Origin of the sequence: Streptomyces sp. NPDC012466 (genome assembly GCF_042955215.1) — a bacterium.
Taxonomy (GTDB): Bacteria; Actinomycetota; Actinomycetes; order Streptomycetales; family Streptomycetaceae; genus Streptomyces.
Map to the genome: position 1 here is coordinate 164254 of NZ_JBIBEQ010000004.1, position 22721 is coordinate 186974.

The window sequence follows — 22721 nt, forward strand, 5'->3', positions numbered from 1 at the left end:
CGCGACGCCTTGGAGCAGCGGCGCCGAGCGTTCGTTACGTCTCGGTGCTCCGCAGACCGACACGCGCCAGGTAGCGGCCGAGCTGTTCCGGGCCGTCGGCGGCCAGACCGATGTGGTGGTCAGGGCGGATGAGGAACAGTCCTGTGCCCAGCTCCCGGGCGAGCGGCCCGTCGGTCACCTGGTGCGTGCGGATACCCGGCGTCGCCCGGGGCGGTGCGCAGTTCACCGCGAGCAGCGTGAAGTCCGGGCCTCTCAGCAGGTCGAAGAGATTCCGGCAGGGGCCGTCGGTGGTGACACACGCGAGGTCGGGCACGCGGTCGCCGGCCTGGACACCGGCCGGGGAACGGCGTTCGCGGGCGTCAATGGAAAGCTCACTGTCGCGGTAGTGCACCGACAGCAGATGGCAGACCCGCCCCCGGAAGCGGGACTGGTCGCTGTCCTCGGGCTTGCGGCCGGCTCGGTACAGGCGGGTGCTGAGGTCCAGGACGCCCGCCGCGGCGGGCCGGCGCTCGGCCTCGTAGCTGTCCAAAAGCGTGTCCGGGGCGTGGCAGGCGATGACCTGACCGAGCTTCCAGCCGAGGTTGTAGGCGTCCTGCACGCCGATGTTCAACCCCTGGCCGCCGCCGGGCGGGTGGAGGTGAGCGGCGTCCCCGGCGAGCAGGACGCGCCCTTGGCGGAAGCGTTCGGCCAGTGCGGTGCGGGGCCGGTAGAACGAGCACCACCGCACGTCCGTGACGGCGTCCGAGGGCAGGTGGGTTCGGGCGGCGACCAGACTGCGCACGGTCTCGGGCGTCGCGGTGAACTCCTCGCCGGTGATCTTGGCGTTCAACTGGAAGTCGTCCGTTCCCGGCAGCGGGCACAGCAGCAGTTCCCCGGGCGGGTCGTCGGGCCAGATGTGCCAGTGATCGCGGTCCAGACCCCTGATGCGTACGTCCGCCACCACCGCCGAGCGCAGCCCACGATCCTCACCCTTCATGGCGATGCCCAAGGACTCGCGCACCGTGCTGTGGCTGCCGTCGGCGCCCACCAGGTAGAGCGCTGTCATCACGCGGAGGCCACCGTCGGACCGCGCCACCTCTGCCGTCACGTGCGTGTCCACCTGGGTGAGGGAGGTGAGCCGGGCACCGCACTCCAGGGTTCCGCCCAGTTCGAGCAGCCGATCGCGCAGGATGTCCTGCGTACGCCACTGGGGAACCAACCACTGCTGCGGATGACGTGACACCGGGGCCTCCGGGTCCGGCTCGATGAGCTGCCACTCGCCTTGGCGTTCGCCGTCGCGCCAGGTCTGCATGGGCGGGAAGGCGGCGCCGGCTGCCTTCAGCGCGTCGTCGACGCCCAGGTCGTCGAACGTCTCCAGCGTGCGTGCCTGCAGGCTCTTGCCGCGCGAACCGGCGGAAAGCTCGTCGGCTGCCTCGATGACATGGGTCCGCACGCCGCGCCTGGCCAGGTCACAGGCGAGGGTGAGGCCGGTCGGTCCGCCGCCGACGACCAGCACGTCCACAGTCGGCTGCCGTGGCGTCTGAAGGGTGGGATCGGGCACGTCTCCCTGCTTTCTGCCGTCTGACCGGCACTGGATGCATGGAGCGGCGCTCTGCCGCACTATGCGAAATGTCCCCCACGGGCCGGGCGGCCGTGGCCCGAGCCCACCGGTTCCGCCCACATGGCCGCACCGCCGCACGCGCTCAGGAGTACACATGGCTCACACCGCCGCCTGCCCCTTCGACTTCAGCGAGCACCTCGCCTTCGACCCGTCCCTCGCACAGCTCATGGCCAGCGGCCCGGTCAGCCGTATCCGACTTCCCTATGGCGAAGCCGAGGCGTGGCTGGTCACCACCTTCGACGGCGTACGGCAGGTGACGACCGACCCGAGGTTCAGCCGGGCCGCCATCGTCGGGCGGGACTACCCCCGGATGACTCCCGAGCCGATCGTCTCCCCGGAGTCGCTCAACGTCATGGACCCGCCGCGGAGCACCCGGCTACGCCATGCCGCCGCCCGGGCCTTCACACAGAGCAGCGTCAAGCGCATGACGCCGGCCATCGAACAGGTGGCCCACCGGCTCGTGGACGAGATGGTCGAGCACGGGCCGCCGGCCGACCTGGCCCAAGGCCTGTCAGAGCAACTGCCCAACCACACCATCTGCGCCCTGATGGACGTACCCGCCCCGGACCGGCCCCTCATGCTGCGCCGCACACAGCAGATGCTCGCCACCGCGCCCGATGCCCGGCAGGCGGCGGCCGAGGCCAAGCAGCACCTGCGCGCCTACTTCACCGCGCTGGTCGCCGAACGGCGGAAGGACGGGAGCAGCGACCTCATCAACACCATGGCCGCCTGCGACCAAGGGGAGGAGCCCCTGAGCGACGACGAGCTGGCCGTCCTCGCACTGACTCTCATCCTCAGCGGCAACGACACCGCCACCTGCCAGATCAGCAACATCGCCTACACCCTGCTCACCCGCCCCGAGCTGCGCGCCCTGCTGCGGCACCGCCCGGAACAGCTGCCCCGGCTGCTGGACGAACTCCTGCGGCACATCCCCTTCCGCAAGGGCGTCGGCATCCCACGCGTCGCGCTGCAGGACGTGGAACTGGAAGGGGTGGTGATCCGTGCCGGTGACTTCGTCCACGTCTCCTACCTCGCGGCCAACCGGGACCCGGCGGTGTTCGCGGACCCCGACGTCATCGACGTCCACCGCTCCTCTCATCCCCATATGACGTTCGGCTGGGGCGGCCATCACTGCATCGCCAGCACACTCGCCATCGCGGAACTCAGGACGGCGATCGAGGTCCTGTTCACCCGCCTCCCCGAGCTCCGCCTGGCCGTACCCGCCCAGGACGTGCCCTGGGACACCCGGACCATCCGCCGCTTCCCGGTGGAGCTGCCCGTGACGTGGTGAGGGCGCGGGTGGTGGGCCCGTCGGCCAAGGGGCCGTCAGCCCAGGCGGGTGAGCCTGTCGGTGATCGTGGGCTCCGCGAGCCGGCTCCGCACCGTCACCGGGACCGACGGGGCCCGCGGCCCGCTGCCCACCGTCAGCGTGCCGACCTCGGTGCCGGCCGCGGCGGTGAGAGGAAGCGTCTTGCCGTCGGCCGTCAGGGCGGCATTCAGCGCCCATCACGGATTCCTGTTGCCGTTCGGTCATATTCGCTCCGGGGCGGGAGCCGCGACGGTAGCGAGTACCGCCCTTCGCTCCGGTCGTCACCGTCCTCGCGGTGCGGCGGCGGTGACGCCGCCCCACCGCGAGGAGTGCGTGCACTCGGCGGAACCCTGGTGCTAGAAGGTGAGGTTCCAGGTGTCGATCCGCCCGGTGTCCTGGGTCGCTATGTCACGGACACGCAGTTTCCACGTCCCGGAGGCGGTCTCCGACGAGGCGTCGACCGTGTAGGTCTTCACCACGTCGTCCCCGCTGTCGCTGTCGGCGAAGTCCTCCAGGGCGTAGACCGTTCCGTCAGGGGCGACGAGCGAGAGCACCAGGTCGCCCCGGTACGTGTGCTTGACGTCGACACCGACCTTCAGCGCGGCCGGGGCGTTGCCCGTCACACCGGTGACGGTGATCGGTGACTCCACCGTGGCGTTGTCGGCGACGGTGACGTCGGTGGTGTTCTCGAAGTACCGGCCGGGTTGCGGCACGGTCCCGCCGATGGCCTTCAGCGCGTCGACCTGGCCCTCCCCGAAGAAGGCGTTCTTCGCGGTGGTGCCGGTGCAGCGGCTGTCGGACGGGCACGCGATGTCGGTGGCCTGGGTTCCCAGCCGTGCGCGGAGTTCCGCGGGGGTGGCGGCCGGGTCGGCACTCTTCAGCAGGGCCGCGACACCTGCCACATGCGGTGAGGCCATCGACGTGCCGTTCATGTTCCCGTACTTGCCGCCGGGCAGCGTCGAGTAGACGCCGTAGGCTCCGTCGCCGCCCGGGGCCGCGACGTCGATGACGTCCCGGCCGAAGTTGGAGTAGGACGCCTTGATGTTCCCGTTGCCCATCGCCGCGACGGTCACCACGCCCGGCAGTTCCGTCGGGATGTCGACGCAGGCGTTGGTGATGGTGCGGTTGACCGGGGTGGAGTCGTTCGGGCTGGAGCTGTCGGTGCGCTTGTTCGCCAGGTCGTAGTTGGAGTTGCCCGCTGCCGCGACCTGGAGGGAGCCCTTGCCTTCCGCGTACTCCTGCGCCCGGCGCACACCCTCGATGATGGCCGCCTGGTCCGGGTCGTCGGGGCAGTTGAACATCCACGGGTCCGTGTAATAGCTGTTGTTGGTGACGTCGAAGCCTCGGTCACCGGCCCACATGAACCCGCAGATGGTGTTCTCGGCGAAGAACATGCTCGTCCCGGGCTCCGCGATGCGTACGGAGGCGATCTTCACGCCCGGAGCGACGCCCACCACTCCCTTGCCGTTCTTGGCGGCGGCGATGGTCCCTGCCACGTGCGTGCCGTGGGTGCCGACGTCGCGCCACGCGCCGGCACGGGTGTCGGCCTTGCCGTAGGCGCAGGAGAGGGAGTCCGCGGCGTCGAAGTTGGGCGCGATGTCCTGGTGCCGGTCGTCGACTCCGGTGTCGAGGACGCCCACCGTGACGGACGGCGAGCCGGTGCTGACGGCCCAGGCTTTGTCGGCGTTGATCCTCGTCATGTCCCACCGCGCGGTCTCGGTGAGCGTGGTGGTCGACTGAGGGGGAGCACTGGGGAGGGTGGGGGAGTAGGCGTCCGCGGGGACGTCCGAGGTGCGGGTCGCGCCCACCTTCTGCACGCCCGTGACGGAGCGCATGGCGGTGGCGAAGCCGGCCGAAGCGGAGTGTGCGACGACGACGCCGATCGCGTCGTAGTGCGCGAAGACGGAACCGCCGTTCGCCGCGACGGCGTTGCGTGCGGCCGAGGTGTCACCGGGAGCGGTGATGACGAGGTAGGAGCGGGTGCCCGCGGCCCATCCGGCGGCGGTCTGGGCGGGCGTTGCGGCGCGGGCCGCGGCAGGACCGGGCGGAAGGCCGGTGCCTGCGTCGGCGGCGCCGGCGGGCGTGGCGAACGCGAGAGCCGCTCCGGCAGCGGCGACGGACAGCAGGGGCCGTCTGAGACGGTGCCGGGATATGCGGGGGGTTGTCACAGCATCCTCCGAGAGCCCGGCGCAAGGGGTGACGGCGACCGGGCCGTGGGTCGATTGGGTCGACGCAAGATCTCAGAAGTGGGCATGACAAGGGAAGAGGCCTCGGCGCCTCAATCGCCCGGCCGGACAAATGGTTGGCCACGCTCCGGATCGGGGACCTGCCGTCTCCAGGACTCGACCCGAGTGACAGCACCACCGCTGCAACGGCCCTCAGTGCCCCCGGCCGGGCCTCGGCGTGGGTCGGCCGGGTGTGCGCCCGTCGCCACGAGCCAGGACGGCGACGAGCGCCGTCAGCACGGGACAAACAGGCGGGTACAACCGGGGATCCGGCTCGGCAGGCCGGCGACGCCGAGAGCGGCCGAGCCCGCACCGGCCGATGGCCGTGGGCCGGAGCGCAGCGTCAGGGGGCGGCTTCAGTCCTCGCCGCGGCCCGGCTTCCTACAGGGTCTGCGCACACCAGATCGTCTTGCCGTGGGTGCTGTGCCGGGTGCCCCAGCCCTGGGTCAGCTGGGCGACGAGCAGGAGGCCACGGCCGCCCTCGTCGAAGGCCCGCGCCCTGCGCAGGTGTGGGGCGGTGTCGCTGGCGTCGGACACTTCGCAGATCAGGGAGGTGTCGCGGATCAGCCGCAGCCTGATCGGCGGTTCCCCGTATCTGATGGCGTTGGTGACCAGCTCGCTGACGACCAGTTCGGTGACGAACGCCGCTTCCTCCAGACCCCAGGCCTCCACCTGGTCGACGGCGAACTTCCGGGCATGCGGCACCTGCGCGGTGTCGGGGTCGACGTCCCAGTCGGCGACGTGGTGGGGTTCGAGCGCGTGGGTGCGCGCCAGCAGCAGGGCGGCGTCGTCGGTACGGTGGCCGGGCAGCACGGTCTCCATCGCCGTGTCGCACAGAGCCTCCAGCGAGGTGTCCGCCTGGTGCAGGACCCGGAGCAGTTCGGAGATTCCCTCATCCGCGTCGCGCTCGCGACTGCGCACCAGTCCGTCGGTGTAGAGGGCCAGCAGGCTGCCCTCGGGCAGCTCGAACTCGGTCGCCTCGAAAGGCAGGCCGCCGATCCCGAGCGGTGGCCCGGGGCGTGCGGTCTCAGGGTGCACGGTGCCGTCGGGCAAGACGATCAGAGGCAGCGGATGGCCGGCGCTCGCCAGTGTGCAGCGCCGGGAAACCGGGTCGTAGACGGTGTACAAGCAGGTGGCTCCGGACTCGCCGGTCGACTGGAACCGGCTGTCGGGCTGGAGGTCGCTCGCGAGGTGGATGACCAGGTCGTCCAGGTGGGTCAGCAGTTCGTCGGGCGGCAGGTCCACATCGGCCAGAGTGCGCACCGCCGTACGCAGCCGTCCCATGCTGGCCGAGGCGTGGAGGCCGTGGCCGACCACATCGCCGACGACCAGGGCGACCCGGGCGCCGGACAGCGGAATGACGTCGAACCAGTCACCGCCCACTTCCGAACCGACCCCGGCCGGCAGGTAACGGGAGGCCACCTCGAGCGCCTCCTGGCTCGGTAGCCGCTGCGGCAGCAGGCTGCGTTGCAGGGTCAGCGCGGTCGTGCGCTCGCGCGAGTACCGGCGGGCGTTGTCTATGGCGACAGCCGCCTTGGCGGTCAGTTCTTCGGCGAGGATCAGGTCGTCGGCGGTGAAGGCCTCGGGCCGGTCGCTGCGGGAGAACGCGACGACGCCCAGCAGTGCGCCGCGCGCCCGGAGCGGGACGGTGATCCGGCCGGTCAGCCCCTCCGCCGTCATGGTTTCGTCGATCAGCGGGGTGCCCGGTGGCCAGTGGGCCGGGTCGGCGGCGAGCCCGGGTCCGAAGGCCCATTCGCCGCCGGGGCCGGGTTCAGTGGCGAGCTGCACCGTGGACCTCGCGGTGGTCATGCAACGGGCGGCGACAGAGTCCGGAGCATGGTGGACCGGCACCAGGTGGCCGGGAGGCCGGTCGGGGTCCTGCTTGGCGCTGTGCTCGGCGGCACGGGTGAACGTCACTGTGTCGCCGGTGACGGGTGAGGTGGGTGGTTCCTCTCCGCGCAGCACTTCGTCGAAGAGATCCACGGTGACGAGGTCGGCGAATCCCGGCACCGAGGTACCGGCCAGTTCCCGGGCCGTGCCCAGGACGTCGAGTGTCCGGCCGATACCGGCGCCGGCATCATTGAGGAGGAGCAGGCGCTGCCGGGCCCAGTACTCGGCGCTCATGTCGAATCCCCAGTTCGCGACCGCGCGGATCCTTCCCCGGGAGTCCCGGACGGGCCACATGCTGGTGGCCCAGGCATTGGCGTAGTCGCTGCCGAGCGGGCGGAAGACGGTGATGAGACGTGCGGGCTCGCCCGTTCTCGCCACTTCGGAGAGCTTGTCGGTGTACGCCTGGTCGTCCAGTTCGGGGAACAGCTCGCGGTACTTCTCACCGAGCACTTGTTCCTCGGAGTGCGCCATCACCCGGCAGGCGGAGGCGTTGACCCACAAGAACCGCAGTTCAGGGTCGTAGACGCCGAGGGCGAAGGGGCACTGCTCGAAGGCCCGGTCGGCGATCACGGGGCGGCGTCCCCAGCACTGGACGGTCACCACATGTCCCTGGGCCTGTCCGTCGGAGGCGGACAGCGGGTGGGTCGCCACCACGGCGTCCATCGTGGAACCGTCTCGGTGACGCAGGGCGATCGGCCCCGTGGGCTGCGAGCCGGTGCCGAAGCTCCCGGGGAAGCCGGTCGGCCCTGGGTCGACCAGCAGGTCGGTCACGGGCCGCCCGACGGTGTCCTCCGCCGCCCAGCCCAGGAGCAGCCGCCCCGCCTCGCTCCAACCGCTCACGACGCCGTCCGGGTCCACGACGACGACGGCAGTGGGGAAGTCCTGCTTGTCGGCCATGTCCACGCGACCATGCCTCCGTCCGGACAGTGGTGCCCGCCAGAGCTGGTTTCCAGCCAGTGTGTCCAGCCTAGATCCGCTCCCGTCGCACGGCGCCCCGGCCGGGGGCGGGCAGGCGACCGGCTGCGCTCGTGCGCCGGGGGTGCTCCAGGGCCGCTGTCGCCCGCCTGAGGCGCCTCAGGCGGGCGACAGCGCGAGCCGGGACGATGGTGAGGCCCGAGGCGCCGCACCCGGTGTGTTCGATCGCCGCCGGCGGTTGCGCGGTCAGTAGCCGTAGATCATCTTGTATGCGACCTCGGGGAGGAACTGTCCGGCCGAGGTCCCGCTTCCGACGCCGCAGTTTCCGTCGGACTCGCCCGGAACCTTGATCCACAACAGCATCTCGGCGCCGCCGCCCAGCTGAGTGGGGGTGCCGATCCGACGGCCTGCGGGGTTGCACCACTGGCCGTTGGAGCCGTTGCCGTTGCGGCTGGTGTCCACGACGAACGGCTTGGTGTAGCCGTAGCGGGAACTCAGTTCACGGTTGACGGCGTTGCCGTAGGCGGTGTTCTCGGAGGTGCCGATGTAGTTGGAGACGTTGAGCGAGAAGCCGTGGGCCTGTCGGAGGCCGGCTTCGTGGAGGCGCCGGGCCATGGTCGCCGCATCGGCCCAGCGCGGGTTGCCGGCGTCCATGTAGACCCAGGTGTTGGGGGCCTGGCGGCTGAACTGGGCGAGGGCGCCGGTGAGCATGTTCTCGCGTTCGTCGATCTGCGCCTGGGTCATGCAGCCGTAGTCCCCGAGGGAGTCCGGTTCGAGAATGACGATGGCGGGGCGGTTGGCGATACCGCCGGCGAACTGGGCGATCCAGTTGGAGTAGGCGGACGGCGAGGAGGCTCCGCCCGCGGAGTGTCCGCCGCAGTAGTCGCGGTTGTAGATGTTGTAGGCGACGAGGAGGGGCAGCTTGTCGACGCGGTCCGCCGCTCCCGCGTACGCCCCCGTGGCGGTACCGATGGCGCCGCTCCAGGAGCCGAACCAGCGGGCCGTCGGGGTGTTGGCGATGGAGGCGTTGATCGCGGCGGCCCGGCCGTCGCCGGGGTTGGCGGCCGCCCACCTCTTCGCACTGGAGTCGGGGTCCACGTAGAACCCACTGGTCATGGTGGTGGGGTCGGCCGCGTGTGCGGACGGTGCGGCAGCGAGCGCCAGCGGCAGAGCGAGGAGCGTTGCGGCGACGGCACGGAGTCTGCGGCGCATGACTGAACCTCAACTTCCTGGCAGGGGTGTCGCACACTCTGGTCCCGAGCGTGCGACCTGAGCAGAGCGGTGAAGCGGCATGCGATGGGAGCGCTCCCATTGGAAGCGGTCCCAACAGCACGGGGAAATATCGTTGGGGTGTGCTCGGTATGGTGTGGCGGGGTAATTGAGCTGTCAAGGGTCGCCGCACAACCCCGTTCGCTTGGCGAGAACAGATCTCTGGCCGAAACTGGAAGCGCTTCCAGCCGGTGGGCGACACGGACCCCGGCGGGTGGCACTGCCGCGGGCCGGAGTGAGACGCTTCCCGTCCGATCGTGAGGGAAAGGGTCGTGGTCCATGGCAGAAGGTGCGGCGCGTCGGCAGCCGACGCTCCAGGAAGTGGCCGAACACGCCGGTGTCTCCCTGTCCGTGGCCTCCCGTGCCCTCAACAACGCTCCGCACGTCAGCCGTTCCAAACGCGAGGCGGTCGAACGGGCTGTCCGGCAACTCGATTACGTGCCCAATCCGACCGCCCGTGCGCTGGCCACGCGTCAGACGGGAGCGGCCGCCCTGGTCGTCTCGGGGGAGGATCCGTCGATCTTCGCGGATCCGTTCTTCGCGCAGGTGATCGTGGGGGCCTCGCAGGCTCTGGAAGAGGCCGAGCTGCATCTGATGCTGTGTCTGGCAGCTTCCGACCGGGGCCGCAAGCGCGTGGAGGAGCTCCTCCGGTCCAAGGGCGCCGACGGTGTCATGCTGATGGCGCTGCGCGAGGGCGACCCACTGGCCCGCATGGCCGAGGAGGCGGAGATGCCCGTCGTGTTCGGAGGGCGGCCGGTCGGTTCGGCTCCCCGGTGGTACGTGGACGTCGACAACGTCGGCGGAGCGCGCGAGGCGACCGAGTACCTGGTGTCGCGCGGCCGGACTCGCGTGGCGGCGATCTGCGGGCGTCTGGACACCGAGGCCGGACGCGCACGGTACCGCGGCTACCGGGACGCCTTGCTGGCGGCCGGCCTCGATCCGTTGCCGCCGCAGGAGGGGGACTTCACCGAGCCCAGCGGAGCCGCCGCCATGACCGCCCTGCTGGCGAACCATCCCGAGGTGGACGGGGTCTTCGCCGCCAACGACAACATGGCGGCGGGGGCCCTGCGCGCGCTGCGTGCGGCCGGCAGGGCGGTGCCCGCCGACGTCGCCGTGGTGGGCTTCGACGACCTGGCCGTCGCCCAGGTCGCCGATCCGCCCCTCACCACCGTCCACCAGCCCATCACGGCTCTCGGGCGGGAGATGGCGCGCATGCTCGTCGCGCTCATCAGCGGACAGGACCCCACGCCGTTGATCCTTCCCGCGCGTCTGGTCACCCGTTCCAGCGCCTGACCGACCTGCGCGCACATCCTTGACGGGGGTATCGGAGCCGCAGGCGGCGATGGTGAACGGCTGGTCATGACCGGCGACGATCATCCCGCCGCGGCCGATTCCCGGATCCAGACGGCCCCCGAGGGGCAGGTGCCGTTCCCACGGAGACACCGCTGCCCCAGGAGCACCGGCCGGCGTGAGGGAGCTGCACCTGCCCGAGCGGACGGCCACCGTCACCACCCACACCGGCCCGCACGACAACCTGGACCTCGCCTACGCTGCCGCCGGGTCCCTCGCCAGGCGGCAGGGCATGGCCGCACAGGAATTCGTCGAGGAGGTGTACCTCCTCGGCCCTCGTGACACCGACCGGCCCGATCACTGGCGCACGCTGGTCGCCTGGCTGATCGCGCCCGCCTCCGGTCCCTCACCGATCCGCCCGTGAATCCGGCCGGCTGACCGACGTACACGGGGCGGCCTGAGCGCGGACGAGCGAGGCCGATGATTCTCGCCGCCGTCGCCGGTCTGTACCTCCGACACGGGATCGACCGACTCAGGAGCGCGCCATGACCGCCACGTACACATTCGACGTCTTCTCCAGCCTCGACGGCTTCGGCGCCGCCGGCGGCGACTGGACCGGCTACTGGGGCAAGCAGGGCCCCGAGCTCCTCGAACACCGTCGTGCCTTGTACGGAGGCGAGCAGCGGATGGTCTTCGGGGCCCACACCTATCGGGCGTTCGCGCGGATGCTGGCATCGAGCACCGAGGAGTCCGAGGTGCGCGACCCATGGGTCACACGCATGAGGAACCTGCCGGCGACGGTGGTGTCGACCACCTTGGAAGGCCCCCTCGACTGGCCGGACGCGACCGTCGTGAGCGGCGACGCCGTCGACGTGGTCGCCCGCCTCAAGGCGGAGTCGGAGGCACCGCTGCGCTCGCACGGCAGCCTGTCCATGAACCGGGCGCTGATGGCCGCCGGCCTCGTCGACCGCGTGCAGGTGACGCTCTTCCCGGTGATCACCGGCCGGACGGGCATGGACCCGGTCTTCCGGGGCGCGGCCGACTTCGACCTGGAACTGATCGAACAGAGGACGCTCGACGGCCACATCCAGGAGCTTACGTACCGGCCCACCCTGCACGTCTGAGGGAACGGGGTCAGGCCGTCGCGGTGGCCGACCAGGGCGAGCCACGAGGCCGTCGGAGGACCGGCCCTCGGACCGACACCGCTGCCTGGAAGGGCTTCAGGGCGTCGGGCCCTGCCGCTCGCGCAGATGCTCGTACAGATCGCCCGTCTCCTGCTCTGCTGCGGTGAGCGCGGGTACCAGTTCCGCGGGGATGTGGTGGTGCTCGATGGCCATCGGCGCACCGGCGACAAGCCGTAGGCGTGCCGCGTAGACGATGTCGGCGGCGGGGGAATGGTGCGGTTTGCGGCCCACCCGGGCGCCGGCCGAGATGGTGGCGAACTCCAGGAGGCGGCTCGACCAGGCGCCGGAAGCCTGCGGCAGGATCGGCCTACGCGACCGCTCCGGACACCGCGGTGCCGCGCATCCCCGTCGGCCGGGCCTGATCCGGTCACCGGTCACCGAGGTTGCCCGCGACGGGCGTGAGGACCGCGCCGGTGATCAGGAGCGTGTTGCGACCAAAGCCCCTTCGGCCGGACTGACCCCCACTCACGTCGGAGCAACGGAAGCGCAGGTTCAACCACCGACTGGAGGGTGCCGAGGGCGAGTGCCGGCATGCCGAGTACACCGATCGACAACCGCCTGACGCGGAGCGGGGAAACCACTGCTTGGTATGGGGACGTTCTCGTCATCACCTGTTGTCTTGGCCTGGTGCGCCGGGACGGGCCGCCTTCCCCTCCTGGTGCCTCCGCACTACAGGCCGACAGGGCGGATGGCGGCGTCGTATTCCCCACGTCGTCGAAGAAGGCATTCCGCACTCACTGTCGATGCAGCGGGAAATTGGTCAAGCGTTGAACATTTCCCGGCGTCTTTGCTCTTCACGCCGGCCAAGAGAACAGGCTGTGTCGTCCGGACGGGCACGGCAGATCACGCGTCCAGCAGCGGGGATATTTCCGGCCGTCCTCGGGGAGCCGATCATTCCGCCCGGTGAGGGAGCTTTGCAGTCCCACGGCCACTCGATCAGCGATCAAGAAATACTCGACATCTCCCACAGAACCGCATGACAGAAGCCTTGCACCGGCTCGATCCTCCTGACAGTGTTCGGGGGTCGGTTCTCGGCATTGCGTCACGGGGGAGACTCGATGTTGTCCACCTTTCCGATGGCCCACGACGGCTCTTGCCTTCCTCGGCCCGTGGTTCGCCGCGCTGCCTGACGTCATCCGCTGGCGGATGAGTCGTACGACAGCCGGCAGGTCCACCGGGAGTTCGCTGAGGAGGAAGAGCGATGGACCACATCTCTGCATCCGTGCAGAAGCCGATACAACAGCACTTCCGCCGTCCGGATTCGCACCTCGGCGGGCTCTTGTCGGAGATCACCCAGGTACCGATAAGCCGAATCATGGTCGTGGGCTCACTTCGCACGGTCGGGGAGGATCCACGGCACATCAATGCGCTCGCCGAAGTGTGCTCCGAACTGCCGCCCATCGTGCTCCATCGAAAGACGATGACCGTCATCGACGGTGTGCACCGGCTCAGGGCGGTGGAAAGCAGCGGCGCCACGCACATCAGTGCCGTGCTCTTCAACGGTGACGAGCGAGAAGCCTTCGTGCTCGCGGTCAAGCTGAACAGCAACCACGGACTGCCGCTCTCCCTGGCCGACCGCAAGGCCGCGGCCCTCCACATGCTCGCCGACTTCCCGGAGTGGTCCAACCGGCGACTGGCGGGGGTCGTCGGCCTGTCGGACAAGACCATCGCAGCGCTCAGGCGGCGGTCGGGTGCGGAACTTCCGCACCCGACCGCGGTGCGACTCGGGCGGGACGGGGTGGCCTACCCGCTCGCGGCGGCCGAAGGCCGCCGTCGCGCGCTGGTGTACCTCGCCGCGCATCCCGACGCGTCCGCGAAGGAGGTGGCGGGCGCCGCGGGCATCTCGCTCACCACGGCGAAGGATGCGCGAAAGCGGGTGCGGACAGATCAAGGCGAACCGCGGACGACGGTGCGGCCGAGCGACGTGCCGGTCCCGGAATCCGGGGCCGGCCACCCCGCCGGTGTGAAACGTCCCAGGGCGCACCCGGCCGGCGCGGATCTGTCACTGGCGGTCCGCCGGTTGCGGGCGGACCCCTCGCTTCGGTTCACCGAGGTGGGCCGGAAGTTGCTGCGGACGCTGGAACCTTCGGCCACGCAGCCACACGACTGGGCGGCGATGGCAAGCAGCATTCCGATCCACTGCGCTCCTTTGATCGCCGAGCTGGCACGGCACCACGCCGAGAGCTGGCAGCTCCTCGCGGAATCGTTGACGGAACGGATCAATTCTCGCGACACTGACGTGTAGTTGTCCGGACGGTTCATCAGGCGCCGTTTCCCATGCCTCGGGTCCGGCGCCTTCTGTTGGAATTCAGCGACGCCGTCTCCGCGCTTCATACAGACGCGCACCTAAACGCTGGTTCAACAGATCCAGCAGTACCCGGGGCTATTGCCCACGCAGGAGCGCTGCTTCCTATTCCGGCGGCTGATCTTTTCGAAGTCGGCCTGGTCAAGGACGGAAAAGGCTTTCTGAATCGCGGCTGCAATTGTGAATCCGCGACTTGGGGTTCGCAAGGTTGCGCGGCGCTCGAACGCTTTGTACGCTGACTCTCACAATTTTGAAAACGGGGGAGCTGGGGGAACGTGACTTCGTATAGTCCAAGCCATGCCGGGCATGAGCAGTCGCCCGTGGCTCAGCCCGTTGCCCATAACGGCCCATCATTATCGGGGATGCCAACGCATTGGTACAACTTCCTGGGGGATCTACCCGGCCCCATGCCCGAAGTCAGGGATTCCGGAAGCCCTACCGCAGCGGAGATATCCGCGAAAGTCCGGCCGCGAGTCCTCATTGAACAAAATGGTCCGAACGAGCAGTGGACCGCGATACCCGGACCCGTGGTGGAGCGGCTGCGGCAATGCGGCCGGCCGACACCGCTGCACCGGGCGCACCGCCTGGAAAAGCATCTCGGCACGGGCGCGAGGATCTACCTCAAGCGTGAAGACGTCCTTCCCAGCGGCAGCTTCAAGCTGAACACCGCGATAGCCCAGGCGTACTACGCAGCCGAAGAGGGACGGACCACCCTCGTCACCGAGACGGGGGCGGGCCAATGGGGAATGAGTGTCGCACTGGCGGCCAAGATGTTCGGTCTGCGGGCCGAGATCTTCATGGTGAGGTGCTCGCTCGAGCAGAAGCCCTACCGGCGTCACTACATGGAGCTCCTCGGGGCCCATGTGCGGCCGTCGCCGTCGCGTCACACGGCGATCGGACGCAAGATCCTCGCGGAAAACCCGGGCCACCCCGGCAGTCTCGGCACTGCCATCAGCGACGCGATCGAGCATGCTCTGGGTGATCCCTCCGCCGCGTATCTCGCCGGCAGCGGAATGCCGCACGTGTACCTTCACCAGACGCTGCTCGGGCTCGAGGTCGCGCAGCAGCTCCAGGACATCCATGGCGAGGACCTGGGCGTCGACGGGCGCGGCGACCACCTCATCGCGTGCTCGGGTGGCGGAAGCAATCTCTGCGGCCTCATCGGCCCTCACCTGCGGGCCAAGGCCGACGGCGCGGACCTCCGCTTCCTCGCCGCGGAATCCACGGCGGCGCCTCGGCTCACCCGGGGCGTCTACGCCTACGGCCGCACCGACCTGGGCGGATTCACGCCTGAGGTGCTCGGCTACACGATGGGGGAGAGCTTCATCCCACCGCCCAATCACGTCGGTGGCCTGCGAAACCACCACAGTTCCGCCCTGGTCAGCCTGCTGCGGCGCGAGGGCGTCCTGGACGCCGTCGCCTTCGACCAGCGGACGGCGCTCGAGGCCGGCCGGCTCCTGCTGCAGACCGAGGGCCTGCTGCTCGCCCCCGAGGCCGGTCACGCCGTCGCCGCGGCCCTGGACGTCGTGGCCAAGGCCGACGCGGACAACCTCGAACCGGTGATCGTGGTCCTCGCCAGTGGCTCCGGCTTCCTCGATCTGCAGGGATACAACGAAGTCCTTCTCGACGCATAGCCGCACCCTCGTTCACGGCATCTCCGCACCTGCGATTGGGAAGCCATATGCGCTTGGCGACATTTCAGCCCCAGCTCGGCGTTCATTGCGAGACGACCACCCTGCGCAACATGCTCCACCAGGCCGGCGTCGACATATCCGAAGCCATGTTGTTCGGCCTCGGCCAGGGGATCGACTTCCAATACTGGGACGCTCCGGACCCCGGTCGCGGCACCCCGATGCTCACCGGCCGAATCGAGCCCGCCCTGCTGTCACGCAACGCCTGCGCGGCCCTCGGTGCGGAACTGCGTGAATCACGCTCACCCGACTCGGAATCCGCCTCCGCAGCAGCGGCGCGACTGCTGGACGCCGGACATGTCGTGGGAGTGTCCGTCGACATCTTCCACCTCGACTACTTCAAGTCCCGGAGCCATTTCGCGGCGCACTACATCGCGCTGTACGGACTCGACGACTCCCTCGCCCACGTGGTCGACACCGATCAGCAGGGGGGAGCGCAGACGCTTCCGGCGGAGTCGCTGCGCCGTGCCCGCGCCTCCGACGAAGGATTCATGCCGTCGCCCCATCTGCACCTGTACATCGAACGGCTGCCGGCGCGGCTGGCCACCGACACCGATGCGGTTCTGCGCGAGCAGGTCTGGAACGCCATCCGGCTGACCGCGGAGCGGATGGCCGAGGACCGCGGACCGCGATTCGGCATCCGCGCCATGCGGCGGGCCGCTGCCGAGATCACCGGATGGAGCGACACCCTCATCTCAGCGGACGAGCTGGTGCCGGACGTCGGTCGCTTCTGGCGCTTCGCGGGAACCGGAGGAGCGAACTTCCGCAAGCTCTACCACGAGTTCCTGCAAGAGGCGCGGCAGCGGTGCGGGGACAGCGAACTCGACTCGTACGTCGAGGACTTCGACGACGTGCAACGGCAGTGGGACCAGGCGATCGACATGCTGATGGCCTACCCCGGCGCGGACGGGCGACAGCGGCTGCAAGCCGTCGCGGCCCGGCTGGACGCGATCGCCGACGCCGAACAGGCCATCTTCGAGGGCTTGCTCGTGTCGGCCACCAAGCGGGCGGGTGAGTCGGCTTGACCGTCACCCGGGTGAAATCCGTCTGCCGTATGTGCCACGGCGGATGCGGCGCCATCGTCGAACTCGTGGACGGCGTCCCCACCGACATCCACGGCGACCCGGACAACCCCACGAGCGAGGGCTACTTCTGCATCAAGGGCAAGGCGTCACTCGACCTCCTGCGCAGCCCGGACCGGCTGACCACGCCGCTGGTACGGACCGGCCCACGCGGCTCGGGGACGTTCGAACCGGTCAGCTGGGAAGCCGCGCTCGACCGGATCGCCGGAGAGCTCGCCGCGACCATCAGCCGGCACGGGCCCGAATCCGTGGTCCTCGCCCAGGGCACCGACCGCAACTACCAGGAGTGGGTGTTCCGGCTCGCCAACGCGATCGGGACGCCGAACGTGGCCGGCCCGGCGCACGTGTGCTTCTACCCGCGGGTCATGGCCTCGATCATGACGTACGGCGCCTTCACGTTCTGCGACTACGAAGGTGACCCCGAGGTCGTCCTGCTCTGGGGCAGCAACAAGCCGAGCACCCACTCGGACGGTGTGATCGGTGTCAAGCTGCTGCGAGCCGTGGAACGGGGCAGCCGCCTCATCACGGTCGATCCCCGAAGGACACAGACCGCCGCCCGCTCCGGCCTGCACCTGGCCATCCAGCCCGGAACCGACTGCGCCTTGGCACTCGGCATGATCAAGATCGTCATCGACGAGGGCTGGTACGACCACGACTTCGTCGCCGCGCACACCTCCGGGTTCGACGAACTCGCCCGGCACGTCACGGCGTTCGACGTCGAACGGGTCGCGCGGATCACCGGGCTGACACCCGAGCTCATCCACGAAGCCACTCGCTCCTACGCCCTCGCCTCAAGGGCGTGCATCGAGGCCGGAACCGGTCTGTCGCAGAACGAGAACTCCTTCGACACCCACCGCGCCATCGCCCTCCTCGCCGCGATCTGCGGAAACATCGACGCCCCCGGTGGCGACGTGATCTGGGAACCGATGCCGATCGAGGGCCGGCGTGCCTTCCCGCGTCCGGATCTGCTCCCCGAGGAGCAGGCGAGGAAGCGGATCGGCGGAGACAAGCACAAGATCCTCTCGATGTCCGGCTGGGTCGCGCCGGGAGACCTGCACGAGGCCATCGTGACCGGGGCGCCGTACCCGATCACCTCGATGGTGATCTTCGGCAGCAACATCCTGGCCTCGCACGAGAACACCGAACTGGTCCGCGAGGCGCTCACCAAGCTGGACCTGGTCGTCGTGTGCGACCTGTTCATGACGCCGACCGCCCGGTACGCCGACGTGATCCTGCCGACCTCCAGCTGGCTCGAACGGGACCAGATCGTCGAGTTCAACTCCTACATCGCGGCCCGGCAGAAGATCGCCACGGTCGACGGCTGCCGCTCGGACGAGGAGATCATCCTCGAACTCGCCGAACGGCTCGGCCTGAGCCGCCACTTCCACCCCTCCCTGGAAGCCGCTCTCGACGCCAAACTCGCCGGCATCGACCTCACCTGGGAACAGTTCAGGAAGATCGGCCACATCCGGAACGAGAAGCGGTACCGCAAGTACCGCGACGGCGGATTCCGCACCCGGTCCGGGCGCGTGAACCTGATGAACAGCGGCCTGCGGGCCATGGGCTACGAGCCGTTCCCCGTCTACCGTCACCCCCCACAGGCGGACCCGGCCCTGCCGTACGTGATGACCAGCGCCCATCCACGCCAGTTCTACAACACCGAGTTCCACCAACTGCCGACCACCTCGCGCAGCCAGACGGCGGCACGGGTGACCGTCCATCCGGACACCGCGAAGCGGGAAGGGCTGTCGGACGGCGAAGAAGTGGACCTGTTCACGCGGGCCGGTGCGCGCGGGGTGCGCATGACGGTCAAGATCTCCGACTCCGTCGCACCGAACGTCGTGATGGCGGACGCCGGCTGGTGGTATCCGGGCGAGCCCTCGATCGACGAGTCGCTCAGATCCTCGGTCAATCTCCTGACGACCAACGACCGTTCCGACGTGCACATGGGGAGCGCGACGATGAGAGGTGTAGCAGTGGGACTACGGCGACTCGGGCCAGGCCGTGGCTAGCGCGCGGGGCACCGTCGCCGCCCGGGTGCCGGAAACCGACGAGGGCCTGCAAGGTGACGAACTGGCCCGCAAGTACGACGAGATGCAACGCCACATCCGGGACAACGGCTGGCTCCAGGAGAAGATCGACGACATCCTCGCGGCGGAGATCGACTCCGGTGAGGTCCTGGAGCTGGGATGCGGCCCGGGCTACCTGGGCCTGGAATGGATCACCCAGGCCGATGACTCCGCCCGGCTCGTCGGCCTCGACATCTCACCGGCGATGCTCCGGCGGGCGAGCGCCAACGCGGACGGCTACGGCGTCGCCGGGCGATGCGCCTACGAATGCGGCACCGTGCTGGACCTGCCGTTCGAGGACCACCGCTTCGATCACGTCATCAGCGCGTCCTCGCTGCACGAATGGGCGGATCCGGTGACCGCCCTGTCGGAAATGCACCGTGTGCTCAGGCCGGGCGGACGCTACTGCGTCTCCGACCTGCGCCGGGACGTCGACCGGACGACGTTCCAGTTCATGAAGGCGAACATCGCGGCCGACATGCGCCCGGGCTTTCGCACCTCGATCCGGTCCTCGTACGTCAAGAGCGAGATCGAGGAGCTGCTGCGAGGCACCGCGCTCGATACGGCCGTGGTCACCGAAGTCCAGATGGGGATCGTCATCACGGGCAGGAAGGAAGCGCCATGAACGCACTCGCGGGAAGTTCGCCGGCCATCACCGCCACACGCGACGGGCGCTTCCCCGGCCGGGCCGGCTTCGACCGGTCCTGGGAGGAGCTTCTCCAGACGTCGAGCATGTGGCGGGACCTCGACTGCGGGCAGTACCTGTCGGCCTGGTGCGGATACGCGCCGGACCACGTCGTCGCCAAGTTCGCCGGGGTCAACCACGTCGGCGTCTACATGGGCGACTACGACAGCGACGACGAGGTGTTCGGCTGGAACGCCTACCTGAACGACCTCCGGGCGTCCGGCCGGATCACCACCGTCGAGATGGGCCCGTCGTACATCTCACCCCGGCAGTACGGCACACCGGGATGGTGGAACTCGATCGTTCTCTCCGACGGACGTGTCATCGAGATGTTCGCCTGCCGCCGGTTCGGCCCCTGGGCGGACCGCCCCGCCGGCGAACGCGGGCGTCTCATGTCGCACGTCGCCGTCGATGTGCACACCGACGCCGACGTCCGCTACCTCCTGGACGTCCTCGACCGGGATGTCGACCACCTCGAGAACATCGCGTTCACCGAGGCGGACGAACTCGGCCACACCTACGGGCACCTGCGCAACAACGACAGCGGCTCCGTGCTGGAGATCGTCTACGAGGCGCCGCGCGGCGGATCGGGGCACGTCGATGGCGGTCATTGAGATCTCTCCCTACTCCGGTGAGCACTGCGAATCCACCGCGCTGCTCAACATGCTCCGCAACCACGACATCGAGCTGAGCGAGCCGCTGATCTTCGGGCTGGGACAAGGCCTGTCGTTCCTCTACTGGCACTCGAAGCAGATGCCGAGCCCGTTCCTGGCCGGCCGGGTCAAGCCCGACCACCTCATGCGCAACGTCACCGACGCCCTTTCCCTGGAGTTGCGGACGCAGGAGACGTCCTCGACGGCCAAAGCCGAGGCCACGCTGATCGAGGCTCTCGACGAGGGCGACGTGGTCGGGCTCAAACTCGACCGCTACCACCTCGACTACGCGCGGGAGAACCACCACTTCGCCGCGCACTACGTCGCCTGCCTCGGATACGAGGACGACAGGTTCGTCGTCGTCGAGACCCGGTCACTCGGCGTTCAGTCGACATCGCGGGAGAGCCTGGCCCGGGCCAGGTCCGCCAAGGGACCGATGTCCTCGCGCAATCTGTCGGTCCGGGTCGATCCGCGCGGGTACGACGAGTCGAGCCTGGCGAAGGCCTGTCAGACCTCGGTCCTGGCCACCGCACAGGAGTTCCTGAACCCGCCGATCACCAACATGGGCTTCAAGGGCATCGCGAAAGCCGGTGCGCTCATGCGGGGATGGCACGAGCGGCTCGACCGTCCCGTCGAGGCGATGGCCGCCGTCGGCACCAGCATGGAGGAAGGCGGAACGGGCGGCGGGCTCTTCCGGACGCTGTGGGCGCAGTTCCTGGAAGAGGCGCACGAGCTGACCGGCATCGAGGCCTACGACGAGCTCGCCGTCGAGTACCGCCGCATCGCCAAGCGCTGGACGGACGTGGCGAACCTGCTGCGCGACGCCGACGACGCCGGTGCCCGGCGCTCACTCGACGAGGCCGCGTCGATCGTCGACGGCCTGGCGGCCGAGGAGCGCACGGCGATGGCACGGCTGGAGGAGGCGTCCCGATGACCACGCTCGCCCGGCCGGCCGGCCACGACCCGCGCGGCAGGCTGCACGACACCCTCGTCTCCCGCGTCGACATCGCCCGGAAGGTCACCGCGGTCACCTCACTGGACCGTCTGGCGCTCGACACATGGGCGGCGCAGGCGCTCTCCGCGACCGTCGAGCACGCCTGCCGCAACTCACCGTTCTACGCCGACTTCGTCCCCGCCGATGTCGCCCGAGCGGTCGCGCAGGGCCGCCCACACGCGTTCGAGGCCCTCCCCTTCACGACGCGGGACCACCTGTCCGCCGCCTACCCGCTCGGCATGCTCGCCGTCCCGCGGCGGGAGGTGATCCGCTTCGACGAGAGTTCCGGCACCGGCAACGGGCGCCCGATCGCGGCGTTCTTCACCATGGCGGACTGGCTGGAGAACAACCTCACCGTCGCCCATCTGCTGGCCTCCGTTCTGGACGAGCGGGACGTCGCCGCCATCGCCGTCCCCTACGAACTGGCCGGGGTGGGCCAGGACCTCGACCGTGCCATCGAGATCCTCGGCTGCACGGTCGTGCCGCTCGGTGCGGCCTCACCGTCCTGCACCCCGGACCGTATGGTCGATGCCCTGCTGCGTTCCGGCGCGACCACCCTGGTGTGCTCCGGAACGCGTGCCCTGTTCCTCGGGGAGATCGCTCGCCGCCGTGGCATCGACCCGCGGCGCGACCTCGCGGTCTCGAAGATCCTCATGGCGGGGGAGGGGGCGTCACCGGCCAAGAAGCGGCGCCTGGCCGATCAGTGGGACGCCGTCGCGTACTCGATGTTCGGCATGACCGAGACCAACACGCTGGCCATGTTCTGCCGGGAACGCGAGCTGCACCTGGTCGAGACACGCACGTTCTTCGAGGTCGTGGACCCGCGGTCCGGCGAGCGGCTGCCGGACGGCTCCGTCGGCGAACTGGCCGTGACGACGCTGGCGAGCCGGGCCATGCCGCTGCTGCGGTACCGGACCGGTGACGTGTGCCAGATCGAGGCGGCGCCGTGCGGCTGCGGCTCACCGCTGCGCCGACTGCGCCACCGGGGCCGGATCGGTGACCGCATCCCGGTCGGTGACCGCTGGACCTCCCAACTGGAGATCGAGGACATCGTCCTGAGCGCCATGACCACCGAGCCGTACTACTTCGCCTTCGACATCGACGGGGACGCCCTCAAGATCGCCCTGCCGCCGTCGAGCGCGGACGACGCGACCCGCAAAGCGATCGCGTGCGGTGTCCGTGACCGTCTCGGAGCGTCCACACGATTCGGTTCGCTGGACACCGACCGGTTCGAGACGGCGCTGCGCACCTCGGCCAAACCGACGATGCGCAACTTCAGTGCCTACGGGGGAGGAGAGGCCGCCGGTGAGGGTTGAACTGCCGCTTCCCACGCGCATTCCGCTCGACGGGCGCTTCGAGATCGATGACACGTGCATCGACTGCAAACTCTGCAACGACCTCGCGCCCGACAACTTCGACGCAGACCTCGACAACGACGTCCACTACGTGTGCAAACAGCCCGAGACACCCGACGAGCTCGAGCGGGTCCTCGACGCATTCGACTCCTGCCCCACCGAATCGATCCGGTACTCAGCGGCACCTGACGGGGAGTGATGGCGC

At 69.4% G+C, this 22721-nt stretch carries 17 protein-coding genes and 2 pseudogenes; 13 read left to right on the forward strand and 6 right to left on the reverse strand.

Translation table 11 applies throughout. The features are described 5' to 3' along the window. Positions 1-34: 34 nt before the first annotated feature. Positions 35-1540: an FAD-dependent oxidoreductase gene (locus tag ACFY9E_RS16660; RefSeq protein WP_390984105.1), complete on the reverse strand. Its 1506-nt coding sequence runs from the start codon at positions 1538-1540 to the stop codon at positions 35-37. Between the two features lie 154 nt (positions 1541-1694). Between ACFY9E_RS16660 and ACFY9E_RS16665 the strand changes: the two genes are divergently transcribed. Continuing rightward, positions 1695-2891, forward strand: a complete 1197-nt coding sequence (locus tag ACFY9E_RS16665) for a cytochrome P450 (RefSeq protein ID WP_390984107.1) — start codon at positions 1695-1697, stop codon at positions 2889-2891. 374 nt (positions 2892-3265) lie between these two features. On the opposite strand, the gene ACFY9E_RS16670 is transcribed toward ACFY9E_RS16665, so the two are convergent. From ACFY9E_RS16670 to ACFY9E_RS16680, 3 genes are all read right to left on the reverse strand, one after another. Continuing rightward, positions 3266-5077 (reverse strand): S8 family serine peptidase, encoded by a 1812-nt coding sequence (locus ACFY9E_RS16670; RefSeq protein ID WP_390984110.1) that lies wholly within the window; start codon positions 5075-5077, stop codon positions 3266-3268. 438 nt (positions 5078-5515) lie between these two features. After that, positions 5516-7921, reverse strand: a complete 2406-nt coding sequence (locus tag ACFY9E_RS16675; protein ID WP_390984113.1) for a SpoIIE family protein phosphatase — start codon at positions 7919-7921, stop codon at positions 5516-5518. Positions 7922-8185: 264 nt separating this feature from the next. Continuing rightward, on the reverse strand, positions 8186-9151 hold the full coding sequence (locus ACFY9E_RS16680; RefSeq protein WP_390984116.1) for a glycoside hydrolase family 6 protein: 966 nt from the start codon (positions 9149-9151) through the stop codon (positions 8186-8188). Positions 9152-9487: 336 nt separating this feature from the next. Here ACFY9E_RS16680 and ACFY9E_RS16685 point away from each other — a divergent pair, with 336 nt between their 5' ends. The 3 genes from ACFY9E_RS16685 to ACFY9E_RS16695 all read left to right on the forward strand — a co-directional run bounded on the left by ACFY9E_RS16685 (position 9488) and on the right by ACFY9E_RS16695 (position 11622). After that, positions 9488-10501 (forward strand): substrate-binding domain-containing protein, encoded by a 1014-nt coding sequence (locus ACFY9E_RS16685; protein ID WP_390984119.1) that lies wholly within the window; start codon positions 9488-9490, stop codon positions 10499-10501. Between the two features lie 175 nt (positions 10502-10676). Next, complete coding sequence (locus tag ACFY9E_RS16690) at positions 10677-10922, forward strand: GyrI-like domain-containing protein (RefSeq protein ID WP_390984121.1); 246 nt, start codon at positions 10677-10679, stop codon at positions 10920-10922. Between the two features lie 121 nt (positions 10923-11043). Beyond that, positions 11044-11622 (forward strand): dihydrofolate reductase family protein, encoded by a 579-nt coding sequence (locus ACFY9E_RS16695; protein WP_390984124.1) that lies wholly within the window; start codon positions 11044-11046, stop codon positions 11620-11622. Between the two features lie 114 nt (positions 11623-11736). Here the strand turns inward: ACFY9E_RS16695 and ACFY9E_RS16700 are convergent. Both ACFY9E_RS16700 and ACFY9E_RS16705 read right to left on the reverse strand, forming a co-directional pair. Then, positions 11737-11982 (reverse strand): annotated as a pseudogene (locus tag ACFY9E_RS16700) (UTRA domain-containing protein); the annotation flags it as partial. A gap of 70 nt (positions 11983-12052) precedes the next feature. Beyond that, positions 12053-12290 (reverse strand): annotated as a pseudogene (locus tag ACFY9E_RS16705) (MFS transporter); the annotation flags it as partial. A 593-nt stretch (positions 12291-12883) separates the two neighbouring features. Between ACFY9E_RS16705 and ACFY9E_RS16710 the strand changes: the two are divergent. From ACFY9E_RS16710 to ACFY9E_RS16750, 9 genes are all read left to right on the forward strand, one after another. Next, positions 12884-13927, forward strand: coding sequence for a ParB N-terminal domain-containing protein (locus ACFY9E_RS16710; RefSeq protein WP_390984127.1), 1044 nt, complete (start codon positions 12884-12886; stop codon positions 13925-13927). A gap of 422 nt (positions 13928-14349) precedes the next feature. Beyond that, positions 14350-15621 carry a TrpB-like pyridoxal phosphate-dependent enzyme gene (locus ACFY9E_RS16715; protein ID WP_390984129.1) on the forward strand — a complete coding sequence of 424 codons (1272 nt, stop codon included), beginning with the start codon at positions 14350-14352 and terminating at the stop codon, positions 15619-15621. A gap of 47 nt (positions 15622-15668) precedes the next feature. Beyond that, the gene (locus ACFY9E_RS16720; RefSeq protein WP_390984132.1) at positions 15669-16703 is read left to right on the forward strand and encodes a BtrH N-terminal domain-containing protein; all 1035 of its coding nucleotides are present in this window, start codon (positions 15669-15671) and stop codon (positions 16701-16703) included. Then, on the forward strand, positions 16700-18772 hold the full coding sequence (locus ACFY9E_RS16725) for a molybdopterin-dependent oxidoreductase (RefSeq protein ID WP_390984135.1): 2073 nt from the start codon (positions 16700-16702) through the stop codon (positions 18770-18772). Before ACFY9E_RS16720 ends, ACFY9E_RS16725 begins: the two co-directional genes overlap by 4 nt. Continuing rightward, on the forward strand, positions 18765-19454 hold the full coding sequence (locus ACFY9E_RS16730; RefSeq protein WP_390984137.1) for a methyltransferase domain-containing protein: 690 nt from the start codon (positions 18765-18767) through the stop codon (positions 19452-19454). The genes ACFY9E_RS16725 and ACFY9E_RS16730 overlap by 8 nt, the downstream gene beginning before the upstream one ends. Then, on the forward strand, positions 19451-20128 hold the full coding sequence (locus tag ACFY9E_RS16735) for a hypothetical protein (protein ID WP_390984140.1): 678 nt from the start codon (positions 19451-19453) through the stop codon (positions 20126-20128). Before ACFY9E_RS16730 ends, ACFY9E_RS16735 begins: the two co-directional genes overlap by 4 nt. Beyond that, positions 20115-21101 (forward strand): DUF4872 domain-containing protein, encoded by a 987-nt coding sequence (locus tag ACFY9E_RS16740; protein ID WP_390984142.1) that lies wholly within the window; start codon positions 20115-20117, stop codon positions 21099-21101. The genes ACFY9E_RS16735 and ACFY9E_RS16740 overlap by 14 nt, the downstream gene beginning before the upstream one ends. Then, complete coding sequence (locus ACFY9E_RS16745) at positions 21098-22477, forward strand: AMP-binding protein (RefSeq protein ID WP_390984145.1); 1380 nt, start codon at positions 21098-21100, stop codon at positions 22475-22477. Before ACFY9E_RS16740 ends, ACFY9E_RS16745 begins: the two co-directional genes overlap by 4 nt. Continuing rightward, entirely contained in the window at positions 22467-22715 is a 249-nt protein-coding gene (locus ACFY9E_RS16750) for a 4Fe-4S domain-containing protein (protein WP_390984147.1), read from the forward strand. The genes ACFY9E_RS16745 and ACFY9E_RS16750 overlap by 11 nt, the downstream gene beginning before the upstream one ends. The last annotated feature ends 6 nt before the right edge of the window (positions 22716-22721 follow it).

Coding starts and splice junctions, on each gene's coding strand:
- ACFY9E_RS16685 (WP_390984119.1), top strand. CDS start 9,488: ATGGCAGAAGGTGCGGCGCGTCGGCAGCCGACGCTCCAGGAAGTGGCC.
- ACFY9E_RS16710 (WP_390984127.1), top strand. CDS start 12,884: ATGGACCACATCTCTGCATCCGTGCAGAAGCCGATACAACAGCACTTC.
- ACFY9E_RS16735 (WP_390984140.1), top strand. CDS start 19,451: ATGAACGCACTCGCGGGAAGTTCGCCGGCCATCACCGCCACACGCGAC.
- ACFY9E_RS16745 (WP_390984145.1), top strand. CDS start 21,098: ATGACCACGCTCGCCCGGCCGGCCGGCCACGACCCGCGCGGCAGGCTG.
- ACFY9E_RS16715 (WP_390984129.1), top strand. CDS start 14,350: ATGCCAACGCATTGGTACAACTTCCTGGGGGATCTACCCGGCCCCATG.
- ACFY9E_RS16675 (WP_390984113.1), bottom strand. CDS start 7,921: ATGGCCGACAAGCAGGACTTCCCCACTGCCGTCGTCGTCGTGGACCCG.
- ACFY9E_RS16720 (WP_390984132.1), top strand. CDS start 15,669: ATGCGCTTGGCGACATTTCAGCCCCAGCTCGGCGTTCATTGCGAGACG.
- ACFY9E_RS16665 (WP_390984107.1), top strand. CDS start 1,695: ATGGCTCACACCGCCGCCTGCCCCTTCGACTTCAGCGAGCACCTCGCC.
- ACFY9E_RS16695 (WP_390984124.1), top strand. CDS start 11,044: ATGACCGCCACGTACACATTCGACGTCTTCTCCAGCCTCGACGGCTTC.
- ACFY9E_RS16740 (WP_390984142.1), top strand. CDS start 20,115: ATGGCGGTCATTGAGATCTCTCCCTACTCCGGTGAGCACTGCGAATCC.
- ACFY9E_RS16680 (WP_390984116.1), bottom strand. CDS start 9,151: ATGCGCCGCAGACTCCGTGCCGTCGCCGCAACGCTCCTCGCTCTGCCG.